The organism is Thermosynechococcus sp. PKX82, from assembly GCF_031583255.1.
Lineage (GTDB): Bacteria > Cyanobacteriota > Cyanobacteriia > Thermosynechococcales > Thermosynechococcaceae > Thermosynechococcus.
Genome location: NZ_CP134169.1, coordinates 518,146 through 530,670, shown reverse-complemented (window position 1 = coordinate 530,670; position 12,525 = coordinate 518,146). Strand labels below are relative to the sequence as shown.

Here is a 12,525-nt window from a genome sequence, read left to right as displayed (position 1 = left end):
CCGCCTACAGCAGTTGATACTTGGTTTCCGCCAAGCGGTAGAGGGGGCGCCAAACCAAGCGGTTGGTCAAAACCACCAATAGTGACATGACTGCCGTGGCGGCCATCAGTAGGGGAAAATCCCCCCGAACGCTAGCCTCAGAAATCGTGGCCCCCAAGCCAAGGGTTTGCTCCGTTTGATTCTGAAATTCCACATATTCACTGACGATGCTGGAGTTCCAAGCGCCGCCCACCGCCGTAATGATGCCCGTAATCAAATAGGGAAAAATGCCGGGCAGGATCAGGGTGCGCCACCGCTGCCACCAAGAGAGTTGATAGACTACCGCTGCTTCAAATAATTCCGTGGGAATCGCTTGGGCACCGGCAATGACATTGAAGAGGATGTACCACATCGTGCCCAGCATCATCAGCGCCACAGAGCCAATCTCCAAACCCCCACCCACATTGGCCAGCGCCAACAGCAGCACTGGAAACAGCGCCGTAGCCGGTACCGATGCCGCAATTTGGACAATGGGTTGCAACACTTGAGCAGCACGGGGATTGCGACCGATCGCCACCCCCACTGGAACTGTCCACAGTAGGGAGAGAACCAGTGCCACCGCTACCCGCACCGTGGTCAGAACCGCCCCTAGACCAATTTGCTGCCAATCTTGCCAACTGACACCAAACATTTGCCGCAAAAAGGCGATCGCTCCCCAACCCACGAAGGCGGCAAAAATCAGCAAAATGATGGGGGTTATCGGCCAGTTGCCTTGGTCATTCTGGGGGGCAACAGATTGACGTGGGTGTTTGGGGCGCAACTGCTCATCCAGTCGTTCCCAGGCGGGGGCAAAGATATTTTGGTGGAAGGCTCGCAACGTGGGCGATCGCCGCAGGAAATCAAGAACGAAGGATTTAGGCACATTCTCCGCCTCGACCATTTCCATCTTGAATTTTTCGCCCCAAGCAATGAGAGGGCGCCACACCAGAATATCAATTACAATAATGATGCCAATTAATACCGCCAGACCGTAGGCCAATGCTGCATAGTCCTGTTGGTTGGCTGCTTCCGCCAGATAGGAACCTAACCCCGGCAACGTAAAGGTTTTCTCGCCAATGGTAAAAGACTCGATCGCCATCAGGAAAAACCAGCCCCCCGCCACTGACATCACACTATTCCAGATCAGGCCAATGGCACCCGCCGGCAAATCCAGCGTCCACACCTGCTGCCACCACCCCAGCCGATAAATTTTTGCCACCTCCCGCAGCTCTCGAGGCACGCTAATCAAAGACTGATAAAAGCTAAACGTCATATTCCAAGCCATTCCCGTGTAGATGAGGATAATGGCCGCCAATTCCACGCCAATACGGCTCCCCGGAAAGAGGGCAATCAGTGCCAGCACCACCCCCGGCAAAAACGACAGCACGGGAATCGATTGCAGAATATCCAGCAGCGGCAGCAGGATTTTTTCAGCAGTGCGATTGTAGTAGGCAATATAGGAATAGAGGATGCTAAACACCAAGGAGATGATGTAGGCAATCAGCATCCGCAGCAGCGTTTGAGCGGTGTAACTGGGCAAGACCGCTGGACTCAGCTCAATGGTGATCGTGGGGTCATACTGTCCTGTAAACTGCGCCGCCGTGTTGACAATCCAAAAGATCAGGGCAATCAAGGCCAAAATAATCAGGCCATCTTGCCAAGTCCAAGCACGATTCAGCGTTTGATTATCGGGGGTAAGGGGGCGTGCCATCGCGGCCTCCAGCGGTAGTCTCCACGAGGCAAATTATAGCCACATCCCTGTAGCCACAAAAGTTAATGTCCAATGCAAGCCAGAACACCACCGGATTCCCTGACCTATGCCTAAGATTTAGGAGAGCATGAAGTTATCCCCCTCTCCTATGCTGTTTCGTCGCACCAAAATTGTGGCCACCATTGGCCCTGCCAGTCGATCGCGGGAAGTGATTCAGCAGATGCTAACCGCCGGCATGAATGTGGCACGGTTAAATTTCTCCCATGGTGACTATAAAGATCATGCCGAAACCATTACTCTGCTACGACAAGTGGCCAATGAAGCAGCAACCCCCTTAACCCTGCTGCAAGACTTGCAAGGGCCGAAGATTCGCGTTGGCCAGCTTCCTGAAGGGAGCATCGAATTAGTGGAAGGGGAGCAAGTCCACCTCGTGCCGCTCACTGAGGAAGAGACACAAGGCATTGGCATTGATTATCCCTATCTTGCCGAAGAGGCGCAGCCGGGGATGCAGGTGCTCTTGGATGATGGCCTCTTGGAATTGGTGGTCGAGGCCATTGCGGGAGATCGGGTCACCTGCCGGGTGGTGCAGGGGGGCACGCTCAAAAGTCGTAAGGGGGTAAACTTGCCGGATCTCAATCTGCGGCTGCCTTCCCTCACAGACAAAGACAAGCAGGATATTCAATTTGGCATTGAGCAGGGGGTTGATATTATCTCCCTGAGTTTTGTGCGCCGAGCTGAGGATCTCTGGGAGTTGCGGGAGTACTTGGCGGCCCACGGTGCCAGTGATATGCCCGTGCTGGCAAAAATTGAGAAACCCCAAGCAGTGGAAAATCTCTCAGCGATTTTGGGGGTGGCCGATGCAATCATGGTTGCGCGGGGCGATCTCGGTGTGGAGATGCGGGTAGAGAAGGTGCCGCTGCTGCAAAAGCAAATTATTCGCGAGTGCAACTACCGCAGTATTCCTGTGATTACGGCAACCCAAATGCTAGAGAGCATGATTCACAATCCCCGTCCGACGCGGGCAGAGGCCAGTGATGTCGCCAACGCCATTCTTGATGGTACAGATGCGGTGATGTTGTCGGGCGAATCTGCTGTGGGGGCTTTTCCTGGGCAGGCGGTGAAGATGTTGGCGCGGATTGCAGCGGATGTGGAGCCGCACCTTGAGTTTGACAATATGCCCGCCTACCGCAATGATGAGACCCATGCCCTAGGTGAAGCCTTAACCACCATTACTCAAATCCTCGATCTGCGGGCGATCGCCTGCTTTACGGAAACGGGCTATACCGCAACCATTGCCTCTGGGGAACGGGTGAAACCCATGATTGTCGCCTTTACCGATCGCCCCCGCGTTTATCACTGGATGAATTTGCTCTGGGGTGTGAAGCCGATTCTTTTGGAAACGCTGCCTATGACGTTTGAAGGGATGATTGCCGTGGCTGAAAACCAACTCAAGGAGCGCCAGATGGTCACTGAGGGCGATAAAATTTTGATTCTGGGCGGCATTCCTGCCCAAACTCCCCAAGGAACGAATTTTATTAAAATTCATACGATTAGCGCCTAAAGGGGAACAGAATCCGAGTGGGAGGCGGTCTGGAGAGGAACAAGGTTCATGAGTTTTTTGCTGAGCTGTGGTGAATACCGCTGTGAAACATCCGTTAACGCCTTTTTATACCCTCAGTCTTGCCGCGCTTCTTGTTGGGGGATCTGTGGTGGTTGCTGAGCGACCCGCCGTGAGCCAAGAAGCCCAACGTACCCTGACGGTTACAGGTCGAGGGACAGAAGCCATTTCAGCAACCCTTGCCCAAGTCAGCCTAGGGGTCGAGGTGCAAGGTCGCACGGCTCAAGAGGTACAGCAAGAGGTGGCGCGGCGAGCCAATGCCGTTTTGGCGGTTCTGCGGGCACGGGAAGTCAGTCAACTGCAAACCACGGGGCTGAGCCTCAGTCCCAATTATCAGTACACCAACAATCAGCGGATACTGGTGGGCTATATCGGGCGCAATACGGTGAGTTTTCGCATTGCTAGCGATCGCGTAGGGTCCCTTCTTGATGCTGCTGTCCAAGCTGGCGCAACCACGATTGACAATATTAGCTTCACCGCACCAGAGGCGACGATTGCCGCTGCCCAACGCACTGCCCTGCAGCGCGCGACCCAAGATGCCCAAAGTCAAGCCCAAGCGGTACTCAGTGCCCTCAATCTCCAACCGCGCCAAGTGGTGAGCATTCAAATTAATCAGGCGGCACCCCCGCCAAGACCCCTTGCCGTTCGCGCAGCAAACATGGCCGATAGCACCCCTGTGGTGTCCGGGGAATTACAGGTAGAGGCGAGTGTAACGCTGCAAATGAGCTACTAGGTCTCGGTAATGTCTGTTGATTTCCGTTGGTGGTTGGCGAGCGGTGCGGCCTTGGTTGTCATTTCCCCAGTGCTAGCTCAGGCGCCGGCAACAATTGAAAAACCGCAAAAAGTGCTCCCTTTGCCGGGTGCCCTTGATCGGGTGCCTGTGTTGAATAGCAATAGCCCAGAGGTGGTGCAGCGATCAGGGATTCTCCTGTCCACATTTCCGCCAGAGGGCAAAGCAACTCCTAGTGCCCACTTGAACTTTGCTTTTCGCGATCGCTTTGATATTTTTGTCCACCATATTGCGAAGCCCCTCGACCCGCAGGATCTCACGACCCTCTACCTAGGGATTCTCGCCTACAACCCCAGTTCTGAACCGGTAACGGTGAATTTGATCCATGCCGCCAGTTACTTGAGTCAGCCGGATGCGCCCTTTCGTCCTCTGCCCAATCAGCAGGCCAATGATCTCGGCCAAGTTTTTGCTGGTCCGGGCGATCGCGTCATGCTGGATATTTTGCGACAACGGCGGCAATCGGGATGGCCCGCACAAATCATGATTCCCCCGCGCAGTTATGCCCTGATCGCCAATTTACCGATTCCGGTCAAGGGACTCGACCCCCCCCTCAATGGCCGTTCGCTGCTGATTCGTGCCCGCAGTAGTGGCAACCTCTACCTCGCCAGTTTAGCCCGCTTTGGCAATGAACCGCCGACCCTAGAGCAATGGCAGCAGACACTGACGGCAGGGGAATTGGTCACCCCCCGCGATCGCGCCCCCACCCCCCCCGATCAAGGGGGCAGCATTATCTATGGCCGAGTGGCGGGTGTCGCCCTTGGCTCCCGCTGGCACAATCCCCAACAACAACCAATTCCGATTCCCGCCGCGGGGACCGCCTTCTCCTATCCCATTAGTTCGTTAGTGGCAGGGCGCTTGGGCACAGGACAAGTGCAAACGGCTCCCCTCGTGGTGCGCTATCCCGATACGGCCTATGCTGCCCATGGCAACTATGGCATTGAATATGATCTGGTGCTACCGCTACAAAACACCAGCGATCGCCCCCAGACCCTGCGCCTTGCCCTCCAAACCCCCATCAAATTCGACGCCCCCGCCAGGGGCTTACGGTTCTTTGCTGAACCACCCAACCGCATCTTTTTCCGAGGCAGTGTCCGATTGCGCTTCCGCGATGATCAAGGCACCCCCCAAAGTCGGATCATTCACCTTGTCCAACGCCAAGGCCAGCAGGGGGACGATCTGGTGCGGCTCACGCTACAACCCCAAGAAATCCGCTGGGTACAGTTCACCCTGCTCTATCCGCCGGATGCCACCCCCCCGCAAGTGTTGACAATTGAAACCTTGGCAGATCCTCTGTCGCGCCCCTAAGTAAAATAAGAAAGTCCCCTCACCCTTGCTGATCGGGTTAGATCAGCCACATTTTTTATGAAGGGCTACCATGCTAAATCCAGACCTTTCTACGATTGAACTCACGAAAGACGACTATGAACGCTATTCCCGCCATCTGATTTTGCCAGAGGTGGGTGTTGAGGGTCAAAAACGCCTCAAAGCTGCCAGCGTGCTTTGCATTGGCACGGGTGGATTGGGATCGCCTTTGCTGCTCTATCTCGCCGCTGCCGGTATTGGCCGCCTTGGCATTGTAGATTTTGATGTGGTGGATAGCTCCAATTTGCAACGGCAGGTGATCCACGGCACCTCTTGGGTGGGCAAGCCGAAAATTCAATCGGCGAAGCACCGCATCCTTGAGATCAATCCCTACTGCCAAGTGGATCTCTACGAAACTCGCTTGAGCGCCGCCAATGCCCTTGAGATTATGGCGGACTACGACATTGTGGTGGATGGCACCGATAACTTCCCCACCCGCTACTTGGTGAACGATGCTTGTGTGCTCCTGAATAAGCCCAATGTCTATGGCTCCATCTTTCGCTTTGAGGGCCAAGCCACGGTCTTTAACTATGAAGGCGGCCCCAACTATCGTGATCTCTATCCGGAACCGCCGCCACCGGGCCTAGTGCCCTCCTGTGCGGAAGGGGGCGTTCTTGGGATTCTGCCGGGTATTATTGGCGTCATCCAAGCCACGGAGACGATTAAAATTATTCTTGGCAAAGGCACAACCCTCAGTGGCCGCCTCTTGCTCTTCAACGCCCTAGAGATGAAATTCCGTGAACTCAAGCTGCGCCCAAACCCCGAACGGCCAGTCATTGACAAGCTCATTGACTACGAAGAATTTTGTGGTATTCGCCAAGCCAAAGCACAGGAGGCCGCCCAAATGGCAGAAATTCCCGAAATGAGCGTCCAGGAACTCAAAGCCCTCATGGACAGCGGTGCCCAAGATTACGTTCTTGTGGATGTGCGCAACCCCAACGAGTACGAAATTGCTCGGATTCCCGGCGCTGTACTCGTTCCCCTCTCGGAGATTGAAAATGGCCCCGGTGTGGAGAAAATCCGCAATCTGGTGAATGGCCATCGCCTCTTGGTGCACTGCAAGATGGGGGGTCGCTCTGCCAAAGCCTTGGGCATACTGAAACAGGCTGGCATTGAGGGGATCAATATCAAAGGGGGCATCAACGCTTGGAGTCAGGAAGTCGATCCCAGCGTACCCACCTACTAACCCCAACTTGAGGGCGGGTCTGCGTAAGGGGATGTTGCGATACATGAACTTTCTTAAAGAGATGAACGCTCTCTCTCGCGCGATCGCCCGCCCTTGCCTAGAATAACCACTTAGGTTCGTGCCTGTGCGCGGACATGACGGAATGCTAGGGAAATAAAAATCATGGCAGAAGAACTGGTTAAGCCATACAATGGTGATCCCTTTATCGGTCACCTATCTACACCCATTTCTGACTCTGGCCTAGTCAAGACCTTTATTGGCAATCTCCCCGCCTATCGTCAAGGCCTCTCCCCCATTCTGCGGGGTCTTGAAATTGGCATGGCCCATGGCTACTTTCTCATTGGTCCTTGGGTCAAGCTCGGTCCCCTGCGGGACTCCGATGTGGCCAACTTGGGCGGTTTGATTTCTGGTATCGCCCTGATTTTGATTGCCACGGCCTGCTTAGCAGCCTATGGCCTTGTGAGTTTTCAAAAGGGTGGCAGCAGCAGCGATCCCCTGAAAACCGGTGAGGGTTGGAGTCAGTTTACGGCTGGCTTCTTTGTGGGGGCTATGGGTGGTGCCTTTGTTGCCTTCTTCCTCCTCGAAAACTTTGCTGTTGTGGATGGCATCATGACCGGCCTCTTTAACTAGGGCCTTGGTCACACTTTACTTTTGATCACCCAGAAGGAGAACCGCTGATTATGATGGGATCTTACGCTGCATCCTTTTTGCCTTGGATTTTTATTCCCGTAGTGTGCTGGCTGATGCCCACGGTGGTGATGGGGTTGCTGTTCCTCTACATCGAAGGAGACGCCTAAACCGAGGGGTAGCTTATCCAGCTAAATACACAGAGTGAATTGCGAACTGGTTGGGGAATGTCCTAGCCAGTTTTTTATTGTTAACCAGTTTTTGTTTGGCGAGGGATCCTCAAGCCGCCGCGCCACTCAGCCGTTTTTTCAGGGAATTCACCCGCCGTTGGGCGATCGCATTGTTGGGGTCGTATTTCAGGGTGTGCTGATAGGCCTCAAGGGCTGGCTGGGCTAGATTCTTTTTCTCATAGGCATGGCCTAGGTTGTTGGCAGCCGTGATGTACTCAGGCTGATTTTTCAGAGCCTCCTTGTACTGGCGAATTGCGAGATCATACTGCTCCTGCATGAAATAGGCATAGCCAAGGGCATTGTAGATGGGAGCCACATAGGTTTCACCTTCACTTTCAGCCGCCTTCAGGGCTTTTTGAAACAGGGGAATCGCTTGACTGGCCAGTTTCTTTGTCAGGTAGATGCTGCCGAGTTCAAAGTATTCTTGAGTGGTCCCTGGTTCCTGCTTGAGTTTTCGTTGCAGGCGTGCCAAAGTAGATTCAATGCGGCGGGTTTTGAGGATTTGTTTGACCACAAACCAAGCTGAGACGCCGAGTAGAATAATCAACACACTTAAATAAACCGCAGGTAAGGCATTCTCCATGGTAAGTCGTATCCCCAGTAACAACCGATCATTCTAAAATTGAGGCTCTACGCATTTATTCCTTAGGTCTATGATAAACAGAGGCGACCCCTTTAACCCTAGAAATCTCGCAATTTCATCCACTGACCATGAATCCACTTGCGGTTGCCGGCGATCGCTCTATTCCAGATAATGAAAAATTTTGTTTCCCTACAGGCAGTGCGCAACTCTCTGAACCGTTTCGCCAATACATTTGGGTTGATTGAGCCGCCAAGATTATGGCTACTCGCGACGAATACGCCATTGACACCGTGGAAATCATTGGCCATACCGACGGCCAGCCCAATCAAGGCAGTGGCAGTAATCTCGATACATTGCTAGAGCAGGCGGCAGCCAGTAATACATTGAACCGCTTGACCCCCGGCTCGAATGCTGATCTCGGTCTAATGCGGGCACTGGCGATCGCCAACGAACTCCGCAAGGCCCAAGCAAAACAACCCAAACTGGCTGGCCTGAAATTTCGCGCCTACTCTGCGGGGCAGCTCTACTTGCTCAATGGTCAACTCGCACCAGCGAACCGCAATCCAGATGCTTCCCGGCGTCGTATCGAAGTGCGCTTTACCCGCACAGGAGAAACCCGAACAGCTCGTTAAAATCAACGTTACGGATTTTTACGTCGGGATTGGGCACGGGATATTTTGGAAAAGGGCTGTACTAAACGCCAATCCTTGCCTTGCTAGAGCAGGCGGCAGCCAGTAATACATTGAACCGCTTGACCCCCGGCTCGAATGCTGATCTCGGTCTGATGCGGGCACTGGCGATCGCCAACGAACTGCGCAAGGCCCAAGCAAAACAACCCAAACTGGCTGGCCTGAAATTTCGCGCCTACTCTGCGGGGCAGCCCTACTGGCTCAATGGTCAACTCGCACCAGTAAACCGCAATCCAGATGTTTCCCGTCGTCGTAGCGAAGTGCGCTTTACCTGTATGGGTAGCACAGAAACCGCCCGCTCAACCAATTGCCAACCTAGGGATCACTGGTCACGGCAGCTTCTTCCTCTTTGGGGGGCGTCGCAGCCACACTTGGACTCGGGGCAGGGTTGGGGGGTGGTGGCTGAGTTTCTCCTAGGGAAGTGGCATGGAGTGCCAAGAATTGCTGCTCAAGCTCCTCACTCGAAGCCAGTAGGCGGCTGAGGATTTTAATGAGGCGTCGCAAATCAGACTGGAACGATTCATCGCCCGTGAGTTTGAGCAAGTCATTCGTGAGTTTTTGGGCATTGATAAATGTTGCCCGTGCTGCATCTAGGGTTTGGGCGATCGACAGCATAATGATAGGACTGCTCAGTGTCCCAGAGACTTTATTGAGATTGGCTGCTGCCTCAGCACCATTTTTAATGAGGGCATCCAAATTGGCCAATAATTCCCCCTGCTCCAGCTGCTTGGTCAGGGGACGAAGGGCATGAAGCGTGGTTCTCAGATCGCGGGCCGCGCCATCAATGTTGCGCAAGGCGGAGTTAATCGTGTTGCGGTTGACCTCAACCATTTCACTGATCTGGTTGGCCGCACGGGTCACCGCTTGCGAGGCTGTGCTAAAGTTCCGTAGTTCAGCACGGGCTTCATTACTGAGGGCGTTGAAACTATCGAGGGCAGTGGTCACCTTCGTCAGGGATTGATCGGCACGATTGACGGTGCGGGTTGCGCCCAGAATGAGGGTATTGGCGTTATTGATAATCCCTGATTCTTCCAGCGCTAGAGTAAAGCGGGTAGCTGCCCGTATGAGGTCTTCGAGGCTGGCTGTTCGGACGCCCGTCACGCGATCGCCATTGCAGTAAATCAAGTCTGGTTGGCACTTGGGGGCAAAGGCAGTGACGCCCTCGGGAATCTCCGGTACTCGCTCCTTGGGGGTAAAGTCCAAGAAAGCCTGACCAATAAAGCCCGACTGGCGAATCTCCGGTACAGCACTACGGGGAATCAACACATTATTGACGCGCACACTCACTTGGACACCATTGGCGTCAAACCCAATGGCCGTGACGCGACCCACTTGGACACCGCGATAGCGCACCTGTGTCCCCACCGCTAAGCCGGGTGCTGTATCCAATTCCACCTCAAGGGTGTAGCTATTGGTACCGGCAAGGTTGCCCCGCAACCAGAGTAGGCCGACCCCTAATGTGGCTAAGCCCGCAAGGATCACCAGACCCACCAAACTTTCCTGCACACGCCGTGACTGCATCATAGGGATAGATCACCGCAAAAAATTTTTGGAATCTATAGCAACTATAGTTTACTCTGGACGCCTTGAATTGCCGCTTTTTGCCAGTGCTCTCCCCAAATTAGGGTGTGCATTTGCCAATTGGGATCGGGTTGGGGGTAGTCTTGACGGTAGTGGCCTCCGCGGCTTTCCTCCCGAAAGAGGGCACTTTTGAGAATTAAGTAGGCAATGTCCAAGAGATTGCGTAGCTCGCCCCATTCCCAAAGAGTTGTCTGGGCGGCTGTATTGCTGAGGGTATAGCAGTGATTGGGGTTGAGTTCACGAAGGGCGATCGCAATCGGATGAGCCAGCAGTTCTTGGCGCCATTCTTTCACTTGGGAAAGAGCGGCCATCAGTGTGGGAGCATCGCGACAAATGCCAGCACTTTGCCACAGGAGTTCCCGCAGATCTTGGCGCCACTGCCGAAAACTCACTGGCTCAATTTCAAGGGCTTGCTGGCTAACAGGGGACACCGCCAAGGGAAGGGGCTGAGGGTGCAGATGTGCCAGTTGAGCTGAAAAGACAAAGCATTCCAAAAGGGAGTTACTCGCAAGGCGATTGGCACCGTGGACACCAGTACTGGCAACTTCACCAACGGCATAGAGGCCGGGAAGGCTGGTCTTGGCCTGTAAATCGGTGACGACTCCTCCCATCCAGTAATGGGCTGCTGGAGACACGGGAATGGGTTGCTGTTCAACATCAATGCCCCACTGCCGACAGACAGCAATGATTTTCGGAAAACGGTAGTGCAGGCGATCGCGAGAAATCGGTCGTAAGTCCAGCCAGACATGGGGGGCATGGCTCTGCTGAAGGTGACGGTAAATGGCGCGACTGACAATATCCCGTGGTGCCAGCTCGCCAGCAGGATGGTAGTCCGCCACAAAGCGATGCCCTGTGTGGTCTATGAGATGTGCCCCTTCACCACGCACTGCTTCACTGATCAGAAATCGCGGTGCTCCCTCAACGGCAAGAGCGGTGGGATGAAATTGGAAAAACTCGACATCCCGAATGTGTGCTCCTGCCCGCCATGCCATTGCCACACCATCGCCAGTGCTTAAGGGGGGATTCGTGGTTTGGGCAAAAACTTGACCGCCGCCCCCTGTGGCGAGAACAACTGCCCCCGAGCGCAGCCACTGAAGTTGTCCCTGACGCAACAGACACACCCCACAGCATCGCCCCGACTCTAGCCACAGATCAAAGACAAAGCTATTGGGCAGAAGCGCGATATGGGGTGCAGCAGTGACCTGTTCGAGCAGTGTTGTAATCAGGGCTTGACCTGTGGTGTCAGCGGCATGAAGTACCCGAGGACGAGAATGAGCCGCTTCGAGGGTCAGAGCCGGGCGATCGCCCACGCGATCAAAAGCTACCCCCATCGCCAAGAGCCGCTCCACCTGTGCCGGTGCCTGCTCAACCAAAAACTGAACACTCACTGGATCACAGAGGCCAGCCCCCGCAGCAAGGGTATCTTGGGCATGGAGTAGGGGAGAATCCGCCGGGTCAATGGCCGCAGCCATACCACCTTGTGCCCAGCCACTGGCAGATTGGCGAAGGTCAGTTTTGGTAATCAGGCCAATGCGATAACTAGGGGGAAGGGCAAGGGCAGCACTGAGACCCGCAGCACCACTGCCAATGATTAAGACATCAAATCCAGAAGTTGCGGGAGTCAACGCTAACCCAAAGTTGATCTAATGAGGGTAGTTATTTGTATAGCCCATTATTATAGCGATCGCCACCCTCAACGAGAGCCGTTTCCACCTCGGTCACGGTAAAGTGATCCAAGTTTTCCCGCAGAATTTCCTTTTGCCGCTCCGTCAAGCCGGGAATATTCAGGACATCTTCAACGGATTGGTAGGGGGCATTTTTAACGATTAACTTAGCTAGGGTTGGGTATAACCCCCGGTATTGAATAAAGGCGGCAATATTGGTATTGTTAAGGTCAATTTTTTCACCATAGGCAGTGCCAAGTTTCTCATCTATCACATTGACCAGTTCTTCCTCGGTGGATGCAGTTGCCGCCAAGGTTGGGGCACTCCAGTTGATCCAGCCCAACAGGCTAACGCCCACGAAGTAAGCCAGTGCTAGCCAGCGGCCCAAACGTTGCATAATTCCTTTACCTCCCAAATCTCACAGGTCATTACAAAAAACAGCGGTTCATTAAGAGTCAAAGCAAAG

Annotated in this window: 12 protein-coding genes; 7 read left to right on the top strand and 5 right to left on the bottom strand. The window is 54.2% G+C overall.

Annotated elements, in window-relative coordinates; genetic code table 11:
* Positions 1–4: 4 nt before the first annotated feature.
* Positions 5–1,729: an ABC transporter permease subunit gene (locus RHH53_RS02505; RefSeq protein ID WP_310453215.1), complete on the bottom strand. Its 1,725-nt coding sequence runs from the start codon at positions 1,727–1,729 to the stop codon at positions 5–7.
* Between the two features lie 127 nt (positions 1,730–1,856).
* Here RHH53_RS02505 and pyk point away from each other — a divergent pair, with 127 nt between their 5' ends.
* The 6 genes from pyk (at position 1,857) to RHH53_RS02475 (ending at position 7,482) form a co-directional block, all read left to right on the top strand.
* Positions 1,857–3,290 (top strand): pyruvate kinase, encoded by a 1,434-nt coding sequence (gene pyk / locus RHH53_RS02500; RefSeq protein ID WP_310453214.1) that lies wholly within the window; start codon positions 1,857–1,859, stop codon positions 3,288–3,290.
* 82 nt (positions 3,291–3,372) lie between these two features.
* The gene (locus RHH53_RS02495; protein ID WP_302677241.1) at positions 3,373–4,080 is read left to right on the top strand and encodes an SIMPL domain-containing protein; all 708 of its coding nucleotides are present in this window, start codon (positions 3,373–3,375) and stop codon (positions 4,078–4,080) included.
* Between the two features lie 9 nt (positions 4,081–4,089).
* Complete coding sequence (locus tag RHH53_RS02490) at positions 4,090–5,442, top strand: DUF3370 domain-containing protein (protein WP_310744043.1); 1,353 nt, start codon at positions 4,090–4,092, stop codon at positions 5,440–5,442.
* Positions 5,443–5,512: 70 nt separating this feature from the next.
* Entirely contained in the window at positions 5,513–6,685 is a 1,173-nt protein-coding gene (gene moeB, locus RHH53_RS02485) for a molybdopterin-synthase adenylyltransferase MoeB (protein WP_310744042.1), read from the top strand.
* 162 nt (positions 6,686–6,847) lie between these two features.
* Entirely contained in the window at positions 6,848–7,315 is a 468-nt protein-coding gene (locus RHH53_RS02480; protein WP_310744041.1) for a photosystem I reaction center protein subunit XI, read from the top strand.
* Positions 7,316–7,365: 50 nt separating this feature from the next.
* A complete protein-coding gene (locus RHH53_RS02475; protein ID WP_149820283.1) occupies positions 7,366–7,482 on the top strand; it encodes a photosystem I reaction center subunit VIII in 117 nt (38 codons plus the stop codon).
* 109 nt (positions 7,483–7,591) lie between these two features.
* On the opposite strand, the gene RHH53_RS02470 is transcribed toward RHH53_RS02475, so the two are convergent.
* Complete coding sequence (locus RHH53_RS02470) at positions 7,592–8,125, bottom strand: tetratricopeptide repeat protein (RefSeq protein WP_206200915.1); 534 nt, start codon at positions 8,123–8,125, stop codon at positions 7,592–7,594.
* Positions 8,126–8,382: 257 nt separating this feature from the next.
* On the opposite strand from RHH53_RS02470, the gene RHH53_RS02465 reads away from it, so the two are divergent.
* Positions 8,383–8,757 carry a hypothetical protein gene (locus tag RHH53_RS02465; RefSeq protein ID WP_310744040.1) on the top strand — a complete coding sequence of 125 codons (375 nt, stop codon included), beginning with the start codon at positions 8,383–8,385 and terminating at the stop codon, positions 8,755–8,757.
* 372 nt (positions 8,758–9,129) lie between these two features.
* Here RHH53_RS02465 and RHH53_RS02460 read toward each other — a convergent pair whose 3' ends face one another.
* Genes RHH53_RS02460 through psbU form a run of 3 tightly spaced genes read right to left on the bottom strand, consistent with a single transcriptional unit; the run spans position 9,130 to position 12,456 of the window.
* Entirely contained in the window at positions 9,130–10,338 is a 1,209-nt protein-coding gene (locus RHH53_RS02460) for an MlaD family protein (RefSeq protein WP_206200913.1), read from the bottom strand.
* A gap of 41 nt (positions 10,339–10,379) precedes the next feature.
* A complete protein-coding gene (nadB, locus tag RHH53_RS02455; protein WP_302678748.1) occupies positions 10,380–12,020 on the bottom strand; it encodes an L-aspartate oxidase in 1,641 nt (546 codons plus the stop codon).
* Positions 12,021–12,051: 31 nt separating this feature from the next.
* A complete protein-coding gene (gene psbU / locus RHH53_RS02450; protein WP_302677231.1) occupies positions 12,052–12,456 on the bottom strand; it encodes a photosystem II complex extrinsic protein PsbU in 405 nt (134 codons plus the stop codon).
* Between the last annotated feature and the right edge of the window lie 69 nt (positions 12,457–12,525).

Excerpts from the sequence above, each read along its gene's own strand:
- pyk (WP_310453214.1), top strand. The coding sequence starts at position 1,857 with ATGAAGTTATCCCCCTCTCCTATGCTGTTTCGTCGCACCAAAATTGTG.
- RHH53_RS02490 (WP_310744043.1), top strand. The coding sequence starts at position 4,090 with ATGTCTGTTGATTTCCGTTGGTGGTTGGCGAGCGGTGCGGCCTTGGTT.
- RHH53_RS02470 (WP_206200915.1), bottom strand. The coding sequence starts at position 8,125 with ATGGAGAATGCCTTACCTGCGGTTTATTTAAGTGTGTTGATTATTCTA.
- moeB (WP_310744042.1), top strand. The coding sequence starts at position 5,513 with ATGCTAAATCCAGACCTTTCTACGATTGAACTCACGAAAGACGACTAT.
- RHH53_RS02475 (WP_149820283.1), top strand. The coding sequence starts at position 7,366 with ATGATGGGATCTTACGCTGCATCCTTTTTGCCTTGGATTTTTATTCCC.
- RHH53_RS02465 (WP_310744040.1), top strand. The coding sequence starts at position 8,383 with ATGGCTACTCGCGACGAATACGCCATTGACACCGTGGAAATCATTGGC.
- psbU (WP_302677231.1), bottom strand. The coding sequence starts at position 12,456 with ATGCAACGTTTGGGCCGCTGGCTAGCACTGGCTTACTTCGTGGGCGTT.
- RHH53_RS02480 (WP_310744041.1), top strand. The coding sequence starts at position 6,848 with ATGGCAGAAGAACTGGTTAAGCCATACAATGGTGATCCCTTTATCGGT.
- RHH53_RS02505 (WP_310453215.1), bottom strand. The coding sequence starts at position 1,729 with ATGGCACGCCCCCTTACCCCCGATAATCAAACGCTGAATCGTGCTTGG.
- RHH53_RS02460 (WP_206200913.1), bottom strand. The coding sequence starts at position 10,338 with ATGATGCAGTCACGGCGTGTGCAGGAAAGTTTGGTGGGTCTGGTGATC.